The 19,164-nt window shown below is 45.9% G+C and carries 17 protein-coding genes; 10 read left to right on the top strand and 7 right to left on the bottom strand.

Features of this window, described 5'->3' with window-relative positions:
* Nucleotides 1–104 precede the first annotated feature (104 nt).
* The 7 genes from FJQ87_RS15380 to FJQ87_RS15350 all read left to right on the top strand — a co-directional run bounded on the left by FJQ87_RS15380 (nucleotide 105) and on the right by FJQ87_RS15350 (nucleotide 8,499).
* The gene (locus FJQ87_RS15380; RefSeq protein ID WP_240778747.1) at nucleotides 105–914 is read left to right on the top strand and encodes a M48 family metallopeptidase; all 810 of its coding nucleotides are present in this window, start codon (nucleotides 105–107) and stop codon (nucleotides 912–914) included.
* A 91-nt stretch (nucleotides 915–1,005) separates the two neighbouring features.
* Nucleotides 1,006–1,623, top strand: a complete 618-nt coding sequence (locus tag FJQ87_RS15375) for an FKBP-type peptidyl-prolyl cis-trans isomerase (RefSeq protein WP_140933364.1) — start codon at nucleotides 1,006–1,008, stop codon at nucleotides 1,621–1,623.
* 49 nt (nucleotides 1,624–1,672) lie between these two features.
* The gene (gene dapB, locus FJQ87_RS15370) at nucleotides 1,673–2,488 is read left to right on the top strand and encodes a 4-hydroxy-tetrahydrodipicolinate reductase (protein WP_140933363.1); all 816 of its coding nucleotides are present in this window, start codon (nucleotides 1,673–1,675) and stop codon (nucleotides 2,486–2,488) included.
* A gap of 178 nt (nucleotides 2,489–2,666) precedes the next feature.
* A complete protein-coding gene (carA, locus tag FJQ87_RS15365) occupies nucleotides 2,667–3,815 on the top strand; it encodes a glutamine-hydrolyzing carbamoyl-phosphate synthase small subunit (protein ID WP_140933362.1) in 1,149 nt (382 codons plus the stop codon).
* Nucleotides 3,816–3,839: 24 nt separating this feature from the next.
* Nucleotides 3,840–7,058, top strand: a complete 3,219-nt coding sequence (carB, locus tag FJQ87_RS15360) for a carbamoyl-phosphate synthase large subunit (RefSeq protein ID WP_140933361.1) — start codon at nucleotides 3,840–3,842, stop codon at nucleotides 7,056–7,058.
* Nucleotides 7,059–7,209: 151 nt separating this feature from the next.
* Nucleotides 7,210–7,779 (top strand): mechanosensitive ion channel domain-containing protein, encoded by a 570-nt coding sequence (locus FJQ87_RS15355; protein ID WP_140934154.1) that lies wholly within the window; start codon nucleotides 7,210–7,212, stop codon nucleotides 7,777–7,779.
* A 78-nt stretch (nucleotides 7,780–7,857) separates the two neighbouring features.
* A complete protein-coding gene (locus FJQ87_RS15350; protein ID WP_168195208.1) occupies nucleotides 7,858–8,499 on the top strand; it encodes a LysE family translocator in 642 nt (213 codons plus the stop codon).
* 115 nt (nucleotides 8,500–8,614) lie between these two features.
* Here FJQ87_RS15350 and FJQ87_RS15345 read toward each other — a convergent pair whose 3' ends face one another.
* Nucleotides 8,615–9,625, bottom strand: coding sequence for a nucleoside hydrolase (locus FJQ87_RS15345; RefSeq protein ID WP_140933359.1), 1,011 nt, complete (start codon nucleotides 9,623–9,625; stop codon nucleotides 8,615–8,617).
* 193 nt (nucleotides 9,626–9,818) lie between these two features.
* Here FJQ87_RS15345 and FJQ87_RS15340 point away from each other — a divergent pair, with 193 nt between their 5' ends.
* Entirely contained in the window at nucleotides 9,819–10,232 is a 414-nt protein-coding gene (locus FJQ87_RS15340; RefSeq protein ID WP_140933358.1) for a globin, read from the top strand.
* A gap of 112 nt (nucleotides 10,233–10,344) precedes the next feature.
* Nucleotides 10,345–11,115 (top strand): MBL fold metallo-hydrolase, encoded by a 771-nt coding sequence (locus FJQ87_RS15335; RefSeq protein ID WP_140934153.1) that lies wholly within the window; start codon nucleotides 10,345–10,347, stop codon nucleotides 11,113–11,115.
* A gap of 123 nt (nucleotides 11,116–11,238) precedes the next feature.
* Here the strand turns inward: FJQ87_RS15335 and FJQ87_RS15330 are convergent, their stop codons facing one another.
* From FJQ87_RS15330 to FJQ87_RS15310, 5 genes are all read right to left on the bottom strand, one after another.
* Entirely contained in the window at nucleotides 11,239–13,605 is a 2,367-nt protein-coding gene (locus FJQ87_RS15330; RefSeq protein ID WP_140933357.1) for a phosphoketolase family protein, read from the bottom strand.
* Nucleotides 13,606–14,061: 456 nt separating this feature from the next.
* A complete protein-coding gene (locus tag FJQ87_RS15325; RefSeq protein ID WP_140933356.1) occupies nucleotides 14,062–14,679 on the bottom strand; it encodes a MarC family protein in 618 nt (205 codons plus the stop codon).
* Between the two features lie 204 nt (nucleotides 14,680–14,883).
* Nucleotides 14,884–16,251, bottom strand: coding sequence for a TrkH family potassium uptake protein (locus tag FJQ87_RS15320; RefSeq protein WP_140933355.1), 1,368 nt, complete (start codon nucleotides 16,249–16,251; stop codon nucleotides 14,884–14,886).
* Nucleotides 16,248–16,910, bottom strand: a complete 663-nt coding sequence (locus FJQ87_RS15315) for a TrkA family potassium uptake protein (RefSeq protein ID WP_140933354.1) — start codon at nucleotides 16,908–16,910, stop codon at nucleotides 16,248–16,250. The genes FJQ87_RS15320 and FJQ87_RS15315 overlap by 4 nt, the downstream gene beginning before the upstream one ends.
* Before the next feature lie 205 nt (nucleotides 16,911–17,115).
* A complete protein-coding gene (locus FJQ87_RS15310) occupies nucleotides 17,116–17,838 on the bottom strand; it encodes an SDR family oxidoreductase (protein WP_140933353.1) in 723 nt (240 codons plus the stop codon).
* 137 nt (nucleotides 17,839–17,975) lie between these two features.
* On the opposite strand from FJQ87_RS15310, the gene FJQ87_RS15305 reads away from it, so the two are divergent.
* Nucleotides 17,976–18,803 carry a LysR family transcriptional regulator gene (locus FJQ87_RS15305; RefSeq protein ID WP_140933352.1) on the top strand — a complete coding sequence of 276 codons (828 nt, stop codon included), beginning with the start codon at nucleotides 17,976–17,978 and terminating at the stop codon, nucleotides 18,801–18,803.
* An 88-nt stretch (nucleotides 18,804–18,891) separates the two neighbouring features.
* Here the strand turns inward: FJQ87_RS15305 and FJQ87_RS15300 are convergent, their stop codons facing one another.
* Nucleotides 18,892–19,164, bottom strand: coding sequence for an oxidative damage protection protein (locus tag FJQ87_RS15300; RefSeq protein WP_140933351.1), 273 nt, complete (start codon nucleotides 19,162–19,164; stop codon nucleotides 18,892–18,894).

Below are 19,164 nucleotides of genomic sequence, written 5' to 3'. Positions count from 1 at the left end.
CACGCTAGGTTTATCGTCGCGCACTCATTAAGGTACCTTATCAAGGCGTCTTGTTAAGCTGCCTTGGCTTTTCGCATTGTTTAGCATGGTTGATGGAGGAATAAATGGCAGTCTTTCGGGCATATCGCCCTTTAATGATAAGTTTATTGACCTTGTTGGCGCTCACAGGGTGCGATGCATATACCCAGTCGCCCACTGGCCGTAAACAAGTGCTGCTATTTTCTGAGCAAGATATGGCGGCGCAAGGCCAGCAAAGATTTGAGCAAATGCGCGCCCAGTTACCGCAAAACCGTAATGCCAGCGTGAATGCTTATGTTAATTGCATAGTCACGCGCTTAGTCACGCCGCTTGATACCAATAGGCAGTGGCAGGTACAAGTATTTAAGTCGCATGAAGCTAATGCGTTTGCACTACCAGGCGGTTATATCGGTATTTATGATGGCATGCTCAAGCTTGCGAACACCCAAGATGAGCTAGCGGCTGTGCTCGCCCATGAAATTGCCCACGTGTTATCGCGCCACGGCAATGAGCAAGTCTCTCGCGGCGAAATGAAGGGGCTCGGGCTTAATGTCGCCAATTTAGTGTTAGATGTGGCTGAGGTTGAAAACCGTGACTTAGTCATGGCGGCGTTAGATATGGGCACAGAGCTTGGTTTAACTTTGCCCTTTAGCCGCGCCCAAGAAACAGAAGCCGATACCCTTGGCATGGTACTCATGGCACAAGCCGGCTTTAACCCGCAAGCGGCCGTAACCTTATGGCAAAAGATGGATAAAATGAGCGCTTCGCAGCCCCTTGAGTTGCTATCAACGCATCCATCAGCAGATAGCCGCATTACTGATTTACAAGCGCTGCAGCCAAGATGGCAGGGCGAATATCAGCAAGCATTAGCTAAAAATCCACTTCAATGCCGATGAGATAAATGATCTGAATATTACTGGCAAGAATTCTTGCTAGGCATGTGTTATCATCGGCCGATTTTTTCACTCACAGACAGAGAGTTTGGTTATGTCTCAACAATTTACCACTGTAGAACAACAAGCTAGTTACGGCGTAGGTCGTCAAATGGGCGAGCAGTTAGCCGCCAATCCATTCGAAGGTATCGATATCGCTGCAGTTCAAGCCGGTCTTGCTGACGCATTTGAAGATAAAGATAGCCAAGTTGCTATGGAAGACTTGCAAGTTGCCTTTACCGAAATTAGCCGTCGTTTACAGCTGGCTCAAGAGCAAGCTGCTGAAGCTGCATCTGCTGCAGGCGAAGCTTTCTTAGCTGAAAACGCTAAGCGTGAAGGCGTATTTGTGACTGATTCTGGTCTGCAATACGAAATCATCACTGAAGGCACTGGCGAAAAGCCAAGCTTAGACAGCACAGTTCGCACTCACTACCATGGTACTTTCACCAATGGTGACGTGTTTGATAGCTCAGTGACTCGTGGTCAACCTGCTGAATTCCCAGTATCTGGCGTAATCGCTGGTTGGACTGAAGCCCTGCAATTAATGCCTGCTGGTTCTAAGTGGAAGCTGTTCGTGCCACAAAACCTGGCTTATGGCGAGCGTGGCGCTGGCGCGGCTATCCCGCCTTACTCTGCTTTAGTATTTGAAGTGGAACTGTTGGATATTATTTAATCCGCAGTGAATACGCCGGCGCTGCCGGCGTTTTTTTAGGAGAAATAACATGAATGAATCTATCAATATCGCCATAGTCGGGGCTGCCGGTCGTATGGGCCGCACCTTAATTGAAGCGGCGGCTAATCATCCACAGATTACTTTAGGTGCTGCCATTGAGCGCCCAGGCTCATCCCTCATTGGCGTTGATGCTGGTGAATTGGCGGGCGTTGGTAAACTGGATGTCACCATTGCGGCCAGTTTAGATGCTGTGGTGGACAGTTTTGATGTGTTAATTGATTTTACTTCTCCTGAGGCGACACTTGGCCATCTTGATTGGTGCGTGAAACATGGCAAAGCCATAGTTATTGGTACTACAGGCTTTAATAGTGCGCAAAAGGAAGAAATATCAGCTTTTGCTGAACAAACCCCAGTAGTGCTGGCGCCTAACATGTCAGTTGGCGTTAATTTGATGTTTAAGTTGCTGGAACTCGCCTCAGAAGTCATGGGCGATTACTGCGATATCGAAATTATCGAAGGCCACCACAGATTTAAGAAAGATGCCCCAAGCGGCACCGCCTTAAAAATGGGGGAGGTGATAGCTGATACTTTAGGGCGCGATCTAGAAAGCTGCGCCGTCTATGGCCGCGAAGGCATTACTGGTGAGCGTGATCACAATACTATAGGTTTTGCCACGATTCGCGCCGGCGATCTGGTGGGTGAACATACCGCTATGTTTGCCGATATTGGCGAGCGTTTAGAAATAACTCATAAGGCATCAAGCCGCATGACCTTTGCCAATGGGGCAATGCGGGCCGCAATTTGGCTCAACAATCAAGGCCCAGGCCAATATGATATGCAGCAAGTTTTAGGGCTTAGCCGCTAGATTTGATACTAAACCGCCAAATTGGCGGTTTTTTTATAAACGCTGCGCTGAAGGCCTAGACGGTGGCGGTGCGATGCCGTATAATCCTCGGAATTTGTCAAAATTTCGTATTTACGCGGAAATTGGTAGATCCAAACACATAAAATCAATAATTTCAGTGGATTGTCTCTCGGAGGTCATGTTGACAAAGTCTGCCTTACTTGTACTCGAAGATGGAACCGTATTTTCTGGCATAGCCATTGGTGCGGATGGGATAGCAGTTGGTGAAGTCGTTTTTAATACTTCAATGACGGGTTATCAAGAAATTCTCACTGACCCCTCTTATTCGCGCCAAATAGTTACCCTGACTTATCCCCATATCGGCAATACCGGTACTAATGATGAAGATTGCGAATCCAATGCTGTTCATGCATGTGGTCTAATCATCAGAGATCTTCCCCTCCTCGCTAGTAACTTCCGTAATCAACAATCCCTTTCAGACTATCTTAAAACCAACAATGTGGTTGGGATTGCTGATATAGATACGCGCAAATTAACCCGTATTTTACGTGAAAAAGGCGCGCAAGCCGGTTGCCTCTTAGTGGGCGAAGACGATATTGCTAAAGCCTTGGCGGCGGCCAAAGCCTTCCCTGGGCTAAAAGGTCTAGATTTAGCTAAAGAAGTGACGACTAAAGACACTTACTCATGGCGTAAAGGCAGCTGGCGCTTAGCCTCGGGCTTACCATCAGACACCCCAGAAAGTGAACTGCGCTACAAAGTGGTCGCTTACGATTACGGTGTTAAGCAAAATATCTTACGTATGTTGGTTGACCGCGGATGTGATGTCACAGTCGTGCCAGCGCAAACGCCCGCTGACGTTGTATTAGCGATGAAGCCAGACGGCGTGTTCTTATCTAACGGTCCAGGCGACCCAGCCCCGTGCGATTACGCCATTAGTGCAATTAAGCAGATTTTAACCACAAACATTCCTGTGTTTGGTATCTGTTTAGGTCATCAGTTGTTGGCGCTAGCGAGCGGCGCGACTACCGAAAAAATGAAGTTTGGCCACCATGGCGCTAACCATCCGGTCGCGGATTTAGTTAAAGGCACTGTGATGATCACCAGTCAAAACCATGGTTTTGCGGCGGATGAAGCCACCTTGCCAGCCAACATTAAGGTGACCCATAAATCCTTGTTTGATGGTTCGCTGCAAGGCATTCACTTAACTGATAAGCCAGCCTTTAGCTTCCAGGGACACCCTGAAGCGAGTCCGGGTCCGCATGATTGTGCGCCTTTGTTCGATCACTTTATTGAGTTGATTGAAGAATTTCGTCATCACGCCAAGTAATTCATTAGGGAGCCGAATTTAGCCATGCCAAAACGTACAGATATAAAAAGTATTCTCATCTTGGGCGCAGGCCCAATTGTTATCGGTCAAGCCTGTGAGTTCGATTACTCAGGTGCGCAGGCCTGTAAGGCGCTGCGTGAAGAAGGTTATCGAGTTATCTTAGTGAACTCTAACCCAGCCACTATCATGACCGACCCTGACATGGCTGATGCCACTTATATCGAGCCTATCCATTGGGAAGTGGTGCGTAACATCATAGCCAAAGAGCGCCCTGATGCGGTTTTGCCGACAATGGGTGGCCAAACCGCACTGAACTGCGCCCTTGAGCTTGAGCGCCGCGGTGTGCTGGAAGAGTTCAATGTCGAAATGATTGGCGCTACTGCCGATGCTATCGATAAAGCCGAAGACAGACGCCGTTTTGACTTGGCCATGAAGTCTATCGGTTTAGAATGCCCGCGCGCCGGCATAGCGCACAATATGGAAGAAGCCTATAAGGTTCTCGATATGGTGGGCTTCCCTTGTATCATTCGCCCATCATTCACTATGGGTGGCACCGGCGGCGGTATCGCTTACAACAAGGAAGAGTTTGAGGATATCTGTTCGAACGGTTTAGATTTATCGCCAACCAAAGAACTGCTTATCGATGAATCTCTGATTGGTTGGAAAGAGTATGAGATGGAAGTGGTGCGTGATAGCAAAGATAACTGCATCATAGTTTGTGCCATCGAAAACTTCGACCCTATGGGCGTACACACTGGTGACTCAATTACCGTAGCGCCAGCGCAAACCTTAACCGATAAAGAATATCAATTAATGCGTAATGCCTCGATGGCAGTATTGCGTGAAATTGGTGTAGAAACCGGTGGTTCAAACGTCCAGTTTGGTATTAACCCAAAAGATGGCCGTATGGTGCTGATTGAAATGAACCCTAGGGTGTCGCGTTCATCAGCATTAGCGTCCAAAGCCACAGGTTTCCCGATTGCTAAAATCGCGGCAAAGCTGGCGGTAGGCTTTACCTTAGATGAGCTGACTAACGATATTACGGGTGGTAAGACGCCAGCATCATTTGAGCCAGCGATTGATTATGTTGTGACTAAAGTGCCGCGCTTTAACTTTGAAAAGTTCGCTGGCGCTAATGACAGATTAACCACACAGATGAAGTCAGTGGGCGAAGTCATGGCCATTGGCCGTACTTTCCAAGAGTCTTTGCAAAAAGCGCTGCGCGGCTTAGAAGTGGGCCGTAACGGTTTAGACCCTATCACAGATTTAAATGATAGCGACGCCATGAGCCGCATCCGCCATGAATTAAAAGAGCCAGGATGCGATCGCATTTGGTACATAGGCGATGCGTTCCGCGCTGGCATGAGCATGCAAGAAGTGTTTGCTCAAACCAATATCGACCCTTGGTTCTTAGCTCAGTTAGAGCAAATTATTCAGCTTGAAAATGAGGTTAAACACCTTGGCATGGCGGGCTTAAATGCCACTAATTTACGTCAGTTTAAGCGCAAAGGTTTCTCGGATGCGCGTTTATCTGAACTGTTAGGCATTAGCGAAGGCGAAATGCGTAAAACCCGTCATCGCTTTGATATTTACCCTGTGTACAAGCGCGTTGATACCTGCGCGGCAGAGTTTTCAACCGATACCGCTTACATGTACTCTACTTATGAAGAAGAGTGTGAAGCGGCGCCATCAAACCGTGACAAGATCATGGTGTTAGGCGGCGGTCCAAACCGTATTGGCCAAGGTATTGAGTTTGATTATTGCTGCGTGCACGCGGCCTTAGCCCTGCGCGAAGACGGTTATGAAACCATTATGGTGAACTGTAACCCAGAAACCGTATCAACCGATTACGACACTTCAGATCGCCTCTACTTTGAGCCAGTCACTTTAGAAGACGTACTGGAAATCGTGCGCGTTGAACAGCCTAAAGGCGTTATCGTGCAATACGGCGGTCAAACACCGTTAAAACTAGCGCGCGCGTTAGAGGCCGCTGGCGTACCTGTGATTGGTACTAGCCCAGATGCTATTGATAGAGCTGAAGATAGAGAGCGTTTTCAAAAGGCCATTCAGCGCTTAGGCATGAAGCAGCCTGAAAATGATACTGTGACTACAGTAGAAGGCGCGGTGATCAGTGCTGAGCGTATTGGTTACCCGCTAGTCGTGCGTCCATCGTACGTGCTGGGTGGCCGCGCGATGGAAATCGTGTATGACGAGCAAGACTTACGCCGCTACTTTAATGAAGCCGTAAAGGTTTCTAACTCATCGCCAGTCTTGTTAGACCGCTTCTTAGATGATGCCATTGAAGTTGATATCGATGCGGTATGTGATGGCACAGATGTTGTGGTTGGCGCCATCATGGAACACATTGAGCAAGCCGGTGTGCACTCAGGTGACTCAGGTTGTTCGCTGCCGCCATATACCTTAAGCCAAGACATTCAAAACCAAATGCGCGCTCAGGTGAGAAACCTTGCCTTTGAGCTTGGGGTAGTGGGTTTAATGAACGTGCAGTTTGCGGTTAAAAATAACGAAATCTATATGATTGAAGTTAACCCGCGCGCTGCCCGTACTGTGCCATTTGTCTCTAAAGCCACGGGTGTTCCATTAGCTAAGATTGCTGCACGGGTGATGGCTGGAAAATCATTAAAAGAGCAGAACTTCACTAAAGAAGTTATTCCACCGTATTTCTCAGTCAAAGAAGTGGTTCTGCCCTTTAACAAGTTCCCAGGCGTTGACCCACTGTTAGGCCCTGAAATGCGCTCAACCGGTGAAGTGATGGGCGTAGGTGATACTTTCGCAGAAGCATATGCCAAAGCGCAGTTAGGTTCGGTGAAAGATATTCCTAAAACTGGCCGCGCCTTATTATCGGTGCGCAATAGCGATAAGAAGCGAGTAGTAGACTTAGCCTCTAAGTTAATTGAGCTTGGTTATCAAATCGATGCAACTCACGGCACCGCAGTTGTGCTTGGGGAAGCGGGCATTAATCCACGCTTAGTGAACAAGGTGCATGAAGGTCGTCCACACATTCTTGACCGCATCAAGAATGGTGAATACACCTACATAGTCAATACCACTGAAGGTCGCCAAGCCATTGCCGATTCTCGTCAATTACGTGGTGGCGCCCTGCGCTATAAGGTGCAATACACCACCACTATGAATGCTGCCTTTGCCACTTGTATGGCTTACGCCGCCGATGACCGCTCTAAAGTCACTTCAGTGCAAGAGTTACATCAGCGCATCAAATAAGCATTAAGCTTAAGCTGCACTAAAAGGGTCGCACTGCGGCCCTTTTTTTATGGGCGGCAGGTTAGTTGCAATGCAACATAGATAGATGTCACTTGGAATAACTGGCTAATGCCTTTATATTTGTGCGATTAATTTCTATGGATATCAATTGATAATGTTAAAGATATTACTGGTGCTACTTTATCTCAGCGCATTTTACTTTTTACAGTCGCGGGTGCGCATTTGGATTAAAGGCTTAGCTAAGCAAAAGCAAGTTAGTCCTGCGCGTGCGGCGCTGGTGACCCGCTTTTTTATTGGCTTATTGATGTTTACGACAGTGTCTTTACTGGCTGTGACTTTGGGCTTTGGCTATCAAGACATTACCGTGTTTGTCTCTTCTATGTTTGCCATCTTAGGGGTAGCGTTTATTGCCCAGTGGTCGATTTTAAGTAATATCGCCTCGGGCGTACTGATTTTCTTCGTTTTTCCTTATCGCATTGGCGAGCGCATTAAAGTTGTGGATAAGGATGAAGATATTAGCGGCACCATCAAAGAAATTGCCTTATTTCATGTACTTATCCGCCGTGACAATGGCGATGTCGTGACTTATCCTAACTCATTAATTTTGCAAAAGCCGGTGTTAAAACTCGCGCCAAAACCTGTGCCAGCGCCAGAAGTTATCGAAGTTAAAAAAGAAGAAACACCAGCGCCAATTGATCCTGTCACTGAGATAAAAGCGTAATTTCTGGCAAGAATCTCTTTATTTGATGGTAAAAATCTCTACAATCGCCACTTGAATTTTTTTCACCTTGTGTGAGTGATGATTGATTTAGCTTTACTTCCCTTATATTTAACTGCGGTTCTTGCCCTTTTACTGATCCCAGGCCCTGACATGCTGCTGATAACGTCTGCCAGCATCACTTATGGTAAGCGCGTAGGCGTTTACGCAAGTCTTGGTAATGCTACCGCAGGCTTAGTGCTGACTTTACTCGCCGCCGTGGGTGTATCAAGCATAATCGCTATGCAGCCTATGGCCTTGGAGTTATTAAAGCTTCTTGGCGGCGCCTATTTACTTAAGATGGGCTGGGATTGTTGGCGCGCAGCGCCAGATGATGCCACCACCGAACTTAGTGGTAGCCAAGGCATGGCTAAGCGTTTGTATCGCCGCGCCGTGTTTAGCAATTTGCTGAACCCGAAGGCATTAATGTTCTTTGTGCTGTTTTTGCCGCAATTTGTGTCTATGGATATTAGCGCGTCTTCTGCCCAGCAATTACTGGCGCTAGGCTTAGTGCTCAATGTGGCTGGCTTAAGTTTTAACTTATTGCTGGTGGCCTTGATTGGCGATCATGGACAGAAATTGTTGGCGAAACCTAAATTTAGGCAATACCAAAATAAAGCCATGGGCTTAGTTTTTATTGTGTTAGCTTTGTGGTTATTAGCTTCACAAATTCCAAGCGCTTAATTGCCCATCTATGTCTAACTAATAAAAAGGCCAGCATACGAGTTATGCTGGCCTTTTTTTGTGGCGTACTGACTAAATGTCTAGTGCTAAGTGCTAAGTGCTTAGCGATAAGCTCTTAGCATTTTGGCATGTAAGCCAGCAGCGTAGTGCGATAGAGCTCAAGTAAGGCGCTGGCATCAACTTCTACGCCCACTTGTTGATTTGCCGCACTTTCCCAGTCATCCATAGGATAGCGTTTGCCATCAAACTTTTGCAGTGTCATGCCGATAGCTGGCCCTTCGGTGACCACGCAAATTGGGCCTTGGCGCAAGCTAAAGAGCTCAGGTTGTAGCACATAAGCTATGGCCGATGGGTCATGCACATGACAGCCCGCGAGCCCAAGTTTATCGGCATAAAAGCGTAAGTAGTAACGGCTAACATCATGGATAAACTGACAGGCGTCAGCGCTCTGTGTGAGGAGTGCATCATCACGTAATGCATCTAAATAGTCGCTGCTAAAAAAGCTTTGCTGGGTGACATCAAGACCAATCACAACTACCGGCCAAGGCGCACTTAACACTATATCTGCAGCATGGGGGTCATCATGAATATTGGCTTCAGCGTAGGGGGTCACATTGCCTCTGTGGCCATGTTCACCAAAGGCGCCGCCCATGATCACCACTTGTTTTACTAACGAGCAAATACTGGCATCCATTTGCAAGGCTAGCGCTAAGTTAGTTAATGGCCCTACAGCCACCAAAGTGATTTCACCAGGATGGGCGTGAATGGTATCTATTATGTACTGATACGCTGGGCGCTCATCAATCGCCACAGTTTGCGGCGGCGCAACTACATCCCCTAAACCATGGGGGCCATGGACTGCAACCGTAGCGCCCACTGCAGGGCGCTTAAGTGGCACACTCGCCCCTGCAACTACCTCAAATTGACAGTTAAATTTGTTTTTAATAAAGAGCGCATTTTGAATGCCATCGTCAAGGGTAGCGTTGCCATAAACGATAGTGAGCGCCTTGAGATCAAGGTTGGGATGCGCCTCTGCAAATAAAATAGCCATAGCATCGTCAATACCGGGGTCGGTATCGAGAATGATTTTATGGGGTTGTGGTAATACGTTTGACTTATGAAACATAGGGAACTCTCTTAGTTTTTTAACTATGATAACCCGATGTTTTCTATACGTCCGTGCGCTATTTCACTGCCAACAAGTTAGTTGAGTATTTTAGCTTTAGGCCAGTTTTTTAGTCTAAGATGAATACAGGGCTTGGTTAACTTGCTCGCCAAGCCGCCAGGAAGTGGTATTAGCGTAATGAAAAGGTTCACGGATGAAAGATTACAATGCGATTTTTAATGCCAGTTACGAGCGGATAACTAAACGCTACTATGATGAATTTATAGAAATTTTTTATTACAAACTCACCAGTAAATGCCCAGATATTAAGTCCCGCATCGAAGCCTTAGATATGAACACTCAAAGGCACGTATTTAAGCACTCATTGGCCTATATGGTGTATTTTTCATCGGTGCGGGTGAGTGATGACGATTTAACGAAATTAGCCATTCGTCATCAAACCATGGGGATTAAAGACAGTCAATTCCCATTATGGCTCGATGCCTTTGTGGAAACGCTGCCGCAAGTTGATAGTCGCTATACCGATGATGATGCCGATGCATGGCGGATTATTTTATCCCCGAGTATAGAATTTATGAAATGCATCAGCCATAGAGTTAAGCCGTGATCTAAAAATGTGAGCCGAGCTTAGCGTTTCACGGCGTAGCCACTGTTAACTAATTGTTGAGTCATCGACTGTCATTCGACATAGTCATGCTCTATCCCTTGTGAGTATGACTATGTTTACCCTGCATTTTATCCAAGGTTATATTCAGACTATTTATCTGGTGGCTTATAGCGACAAGATACTGCTGCTTGATGGTTGTAGCCGCGCCGATGTCGCCACCGTATGCCAATTTATTGAAACTGAGTTAAATAGGCCGTTAAGCGATTTGCGCTTAATACTTGTTACCCATATGCACCCAGATCATGCGGGCGGGGCGGCATTATTGCGACGAAAAACCGGTGCTAAGCTTGCGGGCGCTAATATTGCTGGTGATTGGTACTCAGGTTTTGATGGCATTATGATGCACTTAACTGATATCTGGCTTGCTAAGTGGGTGGCAAAGCGCATGGGCAAGCCTAAACGCAACTTATGGTACAGCCGCAGATTAACACTCGATGTTAAGCTTGATGATGGCAACCTATTGCCAGGGTTTGACGATTGGCAAGTGTTGCTGTGCCAAGGCCATACCGACAGAGACTTAGCGCTTTATAGCTTGAGTGAAAATTGGGTGTATGTGGCTGACTTACTGGTGAAAGTGAAGGGGCAATGTATTGCGCCTTATCCATTGTTTTATCCTAATAGATATCGCCATTCGCTAATGAAAATTAAGCAGTTAGCTCCTAAGTTTTTACTGCTTGCTCATGGCGGTCAAGTGCAAGTTAGCGCCGCAGATTTTGATGACATAATCACTAATGCCCCCGTAATTCCGGTCACCCATTGGCGCTCGGTCAAAGCCAAAACCACCAAGGTGCTAGGAAGTTTATTGGCAGCGGCTAAAGCTTAACTTTTGCGGGATTTTCACTAATAACTCAATTTTTGCCATAAAAAACGCCTTCATGATGAAGGCGTTTTATGGTGTTAATGGTTACTGATTTGAGTTAACTGTCAGCGCGTCAACATTCAGTTTTTAGCGCGTCCAAATCCAGTTTTCTAAATATTCAGGATCAACACCATTGGCCTTAATGTAATTCTTATGGTCTACCAAGCGTTGCAGCATATCTGTGGTGATAGCCACATGCTGAGTCTCATCTATGACTCCTTGCTGGAATAACTTGTAAGCCATATCAATCACTAAGTGGTAGCGGGAAGTACCGTTACGCACGCCCATATCAAATGGAGTGGTGGTTGAGCCTTCTTCTTCATAGCCTTTAATGCGGAATCTGTGGCTGCCCTTGTAATCAAACACCAGTTTTTTGATGGTGTTAGGGTAACCGTGATAGTTAAACACCACGCCTTTATCTTTAGTAAAGATGTCATCCATCAACCAAGGTTGCTGCTGGAATTCTTGGCTACCCAGTCCTGAACTGTTGAGCTCAGACACTGACACAAAGCGGATGCGTACTCGTGGCAGTAATTCACGAATTAATACCAGCGATGCCATACATTCTTGGGTGACATAATCGCCGCAACCTGCCAGTACTACATCGGGATTATCATCAGAGGCAAAGTCCCATACCATGATGCCATTGCGCGCTTGGCGTCTGGCTTCTGCCAGGCTTAACCATTGTGGCAATTCTTTTTTGCCTGCCACTAAGATGTTGAGCTTGTCGCGATCATCATAAGCTTTTTCGGTATATACCAAGGTGCTATTACCGTCGGCAGGCAGATAGGCCGAAATAATATGGGGATGCTTTTCTAGCATGGCGCCAAGGAATGATGGGTTCTGGTGCGAGTAACCATTGTGATCTTGGCGTTCAAGCAAGGATGACAATACTACGTTGCATGCGGGTAATGGCTTGCGGAAATGCACGCCTTGGCTGGCATACACATATTTACAGTATTGATCTGCCATGGATGAAATCACTTGCGAGAATGACTCATAAGTAGGGAACATGCCGTGACGACCTGTGACTGTATAGCCGTGTAACATGCCAAACAGTAAGTTTTCAGACAGTAATTCCATCACGCGCCCATCGCGTGCCATGTCTTGATCCCAAGATTCAATCGGCCATTGCCAAGCGCGGTCGGTTTCTTCAAACACGGCTTGCAATTGGTTAGAGTAAGTTTCATCTGGGCTAAAGATTCTTAAATTCTTTTGATCGCGATTGAGCTTAAAGCAGTCGCGCATCCATTCACCCATTTTCAGCATAGAGAAACCTCTGTGGCCTCTTGGGGTTTCGGCGCCATAACCAAGCTGGTTAAGATCAGGCTTAGTGAGGCTGCGTACCACTTCACCGCCATAAGCTAAGTGCTGACGACCGCAACTTAAATGCTTAGGTGGTAGTAATCCACGAATGTCTTCATCGAAAATCAGCTCGCCGCTGTCATTCATTTGGTAAAGGTCGTGGAATTTATAACTCGCAAGCCAAGTATTGAGCGCATCTAAGTGCTGCTTATTGGTGGCGCACTTGTTGACTATCACTTGATGAGATTCGCAGTTGCCAACTAGCTTAGTGCCGTTATCTTCATGCACGCCAGTCCAGCCTTTGGCGGTGCGCATTAAGATCACCGGCCATCTTGGCTTACAAACATCTTCACCATTACGGGCTTTATGCTGGATTTCACAAATCATTTGATAGCTGATATCCATGGCGGAGGTCATCTGCTCATAGACATCTAACGTTAAGGTATCATCGACAATAATTGGGTAGTAACCAAGGCCAGTGAATTCGTGGTGTAATTCTTCATGGCTCATGCGCCCCATACGGGTTGGGCCTGAGATTTTATAGCCATTGATATGCACAATCGGTAACACAGCGCCATTGGTGGCCGGGTCAACCAAGCGGTTAGCATACCAAGAAGCAGCAAGCGGGCCAGTTTCAGACTCACCATCACCAATCAGTACTGTTGCAATCAAATCTGGGTTATCCAGCACAGCGCCCCAGCCAACAGATAATGAATAACCCAATTCACCGCCTTCAAGGATTTGCCCTGGTGCTTCTGGATTAGCATGGGATGGATAGCCATAAGCGGCTGAGAACTTACGGCAAATATCTTCAATACCGGTTTCGTTGTAAGGAATAGTCTCTGGATAAAAATGACTTAATGAACCTTCCATGAATAGGTTCGCTTGAACTGCAGGGAAGCCATGACCTGGGCCGACAAGATAAATAAACGGGCGTTGATGCTTAACAATTAGGCGGTTGATATTAGCGTAAACAAAGTTAATGCCAGGGCAAGTGCCCCAATGACCAAGTAATCTAGGCTTAATATCTTCATGAGTTAAGGGACGTTTATGAAGCACGTTTTGCTTCAAATAAATTTGGGACGTGGCGAGAAAGTTGGTGGCCCGAACAAATTTTTTCAGGGCGATAATGTCGTGCGCTTGAGTCATAGCTAGCCTCACTGGAGGTTAAATTAATAAATAAAAACTCTCTTGCAAATCACTATATTGGTAACTCAATTACAAAAATGAGGCATGCGTCCAACTTTGCTGTTTGTATAAAAATTAATTATTTAGGCGCTTTTTTTTATGAAATTGGCAAGGGAATTGCAGTGATTTTTGACGAAAATGCAAAAGCTTGAGTGACGGTTACAACCCGCTTTAAAGCATATGGCAGGTGGTTGACCTGAAGATATAGCGTTAATTATGGGGGTAATAAAGCGCCAAAAATAGTTACATGCAATCTAAGTATCTTGGTTGGTAGAGCGATTAAATATGGCTTGATTGGCAGGGTGTATAGGCTGAGCTGATAGTAAGAATTAATTACTATCAGCGTCATATGTGAAATTAATTTTCAGCTCTTGCGCTAAAAAGTGCTTGGATAGGTTTACTTAAGCTTCGCCAAAGTTAGTGGGGCGGCGCAAGATTAAAATAACGAGTAATGCCGCCAAGTACGCTAGATACCGCGACCGATGCCAAAATCATTCCCATTACACGACTAATGACGCTGGCGCCGCCCGTGCCAATAAAGCGTTGGATTTTGCCCGCAATCAATAATAGCCCTAACACTATCAATAAGACCGACAGCATGATGACTGAGGTGATGACTTGCTCTAGCCACGAATGACTGGCATTTTCTGTCATTAATACCGCCGCTAACATGGCACCTGGGCTTGCAATTGATGGCACGGCTAAAGGGAAAATCGCAATTTCGAGCGGGCTACTCATGTGCAGTTCTTCGCTCGGTTTACTTTCACCAAAAATCATCGATAGGGCAAAAATAAACAGCACTATACCGCCGGCAATTTGAAAGGCTGAAAGTGGGATATTTATCGATTTAAGAATAAATTCACCGGCTATTACAAAAAATAGCAAGATTAGCGCGGCTATACCGCAGGCTTTGAATGCAATTCTTTTTCTCTTTTCATCTGAATAATAAGAAGTTTTTGCAATAAATACCGGTACTGTGCCGATAGGGTCTATCACAGCAAAAAAGAACACAAATATCGCAATATACTCAGCCATAGCCTCTCCTTAACCTGTTATTGCGGCAATTATACTGGAATCGGCCGTTAAGTGATGAAATTTGGATTAATTGCGGTTAATCTTTGCGCGCGTTCATCTTGTCGAGAGCTGCTTTTTGCGTGATTAGGGCAAGTGAAAATTAAAGCGCCAAGGGGCTGCGAGCTTAGGCGCTATATTTAGGTATCTTGTTAACTGGTTAGCAAGTTAGCCGGTCAACATAGAGTCTTCGGGGTACTTTAAGCAAGAAGGTTTAGGTTTAGACAGCATATAAGCCAAGGTTAAAGGGCCTATCCTGCCAATGATCATCACAACTACCATGATAAATTTACCCGGCGTAGTCAGTTCAGCGGTTAAGCCTGAGGTTAAACCTACGGTTGCAAAGGCCGAAATGGTTTCAAACATGATTTGGTAAAAGGGCGCATTTTCGGTGAGCATCAATAAAAACATAGCCATGGTCAATATCAATGCGCTTATCACCATGATAGCTAAGGCTTTAGTCACTAACGGCCAAGGCAAGGTGCGTTTAAAAGCGCTCGCAAAGTTTTGTTGCTGTAAGAAAGCCTTGGTTGCTAGTAAGACTACCGCAAAAGTCGTGACTTTTAAGCCGCCGCCAGTCGAGGTTGGGCCTGCACCAATCAGCATTAATATCATCATGATTAATAAGCCTGCCTCAGTCATGGCGGCAATGTTAATGGTATTAAAGCCGGCGGTTCTGCTGGTGGCGGATTGAAAAAACGAGCTTAGTAGTTGGTCACTAAGTGGCATATTGCCTAAAGTGCTAGGGTTATTGCGCTCCAGCAAAAAGATAAAAATAGTGCCTAATATCAGCAGGCTTGCCGTGCCCACTAGCATTATTTTGCTGTGCAGTTTGAGCTTATTAAAGCTTGGGAAGCGGCGTTTATCTTTGCGTCGCCAAGTCTCGTGTATGTCAGCGACGACAGTAAACCCTAGTCCCCCAGAAATGAACAAGGCAGCAAGGGATAAGCTCACTAAACTATCGCTGTGATACCCTATTAAATTATTACTAAAGAGTGAGAACCCCGCGTTATTAAAGGCCGATACCGCATGAAACATGGCGGTAAATAGACCATCAAACCAACCAAATTGCGGCACCCAGCGCAGGCACAATAACAAAGTGCCTATGATTTGCGCCACCATGGAGAAAATCACAATGTTGATGACCAGTTGGCGAATATTAATGTGCTTGTCTTGGCCTAAGGCTTCCTTGGCTAAGGATTGTTGCCTCAGGCTTAGGCGTAATCCAAATAAGTAAAACAGCACGCAAGATAAGGTCATTTGTCCAAGGCCGCCAATTTGCATCAAGATCATCAGCAGAATTTTGCCGGCTAAGGTGAAATGGGTGCCAGTATCCACCACCCCAAGGCCAGTCACGCTTATGGCTGAGGTCGCCGTAAACAAGGCATCAACAAAGCTTAAGCCGCTGACAGAAAAAGGCGGCAACATGAGTAATAAGGCTGCTGGAAATAACACCGCCAAAAAACTCGATACGATAATATAGGGCTCAGACCAGCGGGGACTAAAGGTTTGCGCATTAAATTCGCCGAACTTCATATGCTTCTCAACTTGGCGGTCAATTCGTATTTGTTGCCCACTAAAATGACTATGTCCCCTTGTTGTAATATGGTTTCAGGGTTTGGGCATGAATTAATGGTAGCGCCTTGTTTTACTGCCAGTATTTTTATGGTTTCTTGATGAAATAATTCTAAATCGCCTAACTGCTCGCCTTCATTGCTGGCACCTATCACCCACTCAGTGAGCGCCATATCATCACCAATATCAAGAAAATCAAATACTCTATCGTCAAGCATACTGCGCGCAACCCGAATACCAATTTCGCGCTCAGGTAAGATAATTTTATCGGCGCCAATTTTCTCGATAATGCGAGCGTGGAATTTATCATTGGCTTTAACCCAGACTTTGGCTACGCCAAGCTCTTTTAATAACAAGGTGGCTAAGATGGAGTTATTGACCTGATCGCCAATCGCCACAACCACTAAGTCGTAATCGGTCAGGCGCAGCTCACGAATGGCATCTTCTGTGGTGCAATCGGCAATCACAGCTTGATTGACCATGTCGGCCACTTTTTCGACTAATTCTTCCTTGATATCTATGGCTAATACTTGCGCGCCTTGTTCAACTAATTCTGAGCATAAGGCCATACCAAAACGCCCTAAGCCTATGATGGCAAATTGCTTATTATTTGCAGCCATAACATCCCCATAAATGTTTAGAGATAAAAGATAAAATTAGCAGCCTATTGATAATTTAGTTAGTTAAAGCCTATTCATTAATAACGTCAAAAAACATTAATTTGGCTGTGAATACCCATATGGCGAGGGGAGTCACTTGAAAAAACTAACGCCAACATAAGTTGGCGTTAGAGGGGGGGGAGGATAAGTTACCGCAATACTCAAATTACGGTTGCTGCTTAGTAGCAGCTAGCACTATTTCACGCACACATACATTTTGCGGTTGTTGCCACGCAAATAATGCCGCGGCCGCTATGGTTTCTGGCAGGATGACGCCGCCCATATCGGTTTTCCAGCTCTCATAGCCAGCTTTAATGTCATCATTAGTGGTATGGCTTAATAACTCAGTTTCTACCGCGCCAGGGGAAATGGTGATTACTCGCACATTATCCATGGCCACTTCTTCGCGGATATTTTCAGTTAATGCATGCACTGCAAACTTGCTGGCACAGTAGGCGGCATGGTTAGGGAAGGTTTTACGCCCAGCAATTGAACTGATATTGATAATGGTGCCAGTTTGCGCCGCCTTCATATCCGCAAGCACAGCATGCATGCCATTAAGTACGCCCATGACATTGATATTCATCATTTGTTGCCATTCACTTGGATTTTGCTCGTGCGCTAAGCCCAGCAACATAACGCCAGCATTGTTAATTAAGCAGCCTACTTTGCCGTACTTATGCTCAGCGCTTTGAATAGCGGTTTTAATCGCTTCGACATCAGTAACATCGACGCTAACGCAGAGGCTATGGGGCAGTTTAAGGGCTTGCATCGGCTCAATGCGGCGAGCTAATAACAATAACGGATGACCGGCAGCGCTAAACGCTTGCGCCATGGCGGCGCCAATTCCAGAAGATGCGCCGGTGATCACGACTAATTGCTTGTTCATATTGAATACCTTAATGACTATGCCCAGTGGGCTATGGCTGATGACTTGAGTATAGAGATGGACTCAAGTTCACTAAAATACAATTTTCTTAGGGTTATAATAGGTTTTAGTTATGACCTAAGGGCTGGATGATAAGTATGGTGGATTTACGATTATTGCGTTTTTTTATTGCCGTGTATGAAGAGCTTAATATTACTGCGGCGGCTAATCGTTGCTGCGTCAGTCAGCCCTCCATTTCGTCCAGCTTAAAACAGTTAGAGCAACAGCTTGGCGGTGATTTATTTTCGCGCAGTAAAAAAGGCGTGCAAGCCCTTGATAGCGCCCATTATCTGTATCCATTAGCGGTTAAGTTGGTGGAAGAAGCTAAGCAATTGCCTCAGTTATTTCAAGCCAAAGCGGCCCGGCAGAAGCTGACCTTAGCTGTGATGCCAGATCTCAGTCAAAGTCGGCTGGCTGCCTTTTTAACGCGCTTAAAAGATGCGATTCCGTTATTGGATTTACAGCTGGTGGACTACTTAAGCCCCGCCGATTGCCGCTTAACCTTAGATGTACTTAAACATCAAGATGAAGTGTGCCTGCCCTTGTGGGAAGAAGACTATGTGTTGTGCGTGCCGAAAGGCCATCAATTAGCTAAAGCTAGCGTGACCCCTGCTGAGCTTAACGGTTGGGATTTTATCGAATGCCCACCGTGTGAAGCCCATCAGCAAACCATAGGTCTGTTGGCCTGCAATAATATGTCGCTCAATTTAGTGGCTAAGGCTGAATCTAAATCATTAGTGATGTCGCTAGTGTTGGCAGGTTTTGGAATTAGCTTTTTACCGGATGGTTTAATTGAAGATGAGCAGCGTTTAGTGCAAGTGAAGTTTGATGGCCCGCGGATGTTTCGCCGCATAGGTTTATGTTATCCCGCGCATCAAACCTTATCGCCCGCGCTAATTGCTTTATTGCGATATCTAGCAAAGTAGGTGGCTTTTCAAGGGGTAACTATTGATAGATGTCTTTAGGCAGTAAACCAATAAGGCGCCTTGGCGCCTTATTGTAAATCAAAGCTAGTTACTCGCTTGGCGGTACATAGCCTTCAATTTCAACGTCTTTACCTTCAAATAGAAAATTAGTCATTTGTTGTTCTAAAAATTTTCTATCATCCAGATTCATCATGTTTAGTTTCTTTTCATTGATCAACATGGTTTGTTTTTGCTGCCATAAAGCCCAAGCTTCTTTGCTAATGCTGTCAAAAATACGTTTACCCAGCTCACCTGGATAGAGTTGAAAATCCAAGCCATCAGCGGATTTATTCAAATAAGCACACTGTACAGTGCGGGCCAT

The sequence above is a fragment of the Shewanella sp. SNU WT4 genome (assembly GCF_006494715.1).
In the GTDB taxonomy this organism is placed as follows: Bacteria; Pseudomonadota; Gammaproteobacteria; order Enterobacterales; family Shewanellaceae; genus Shewanella.
The sequence above is the reverse complement of the archived record's forward strand: the minus strand, read 5'-3'. Positions and strand labels throughout refer to the sequence as shown.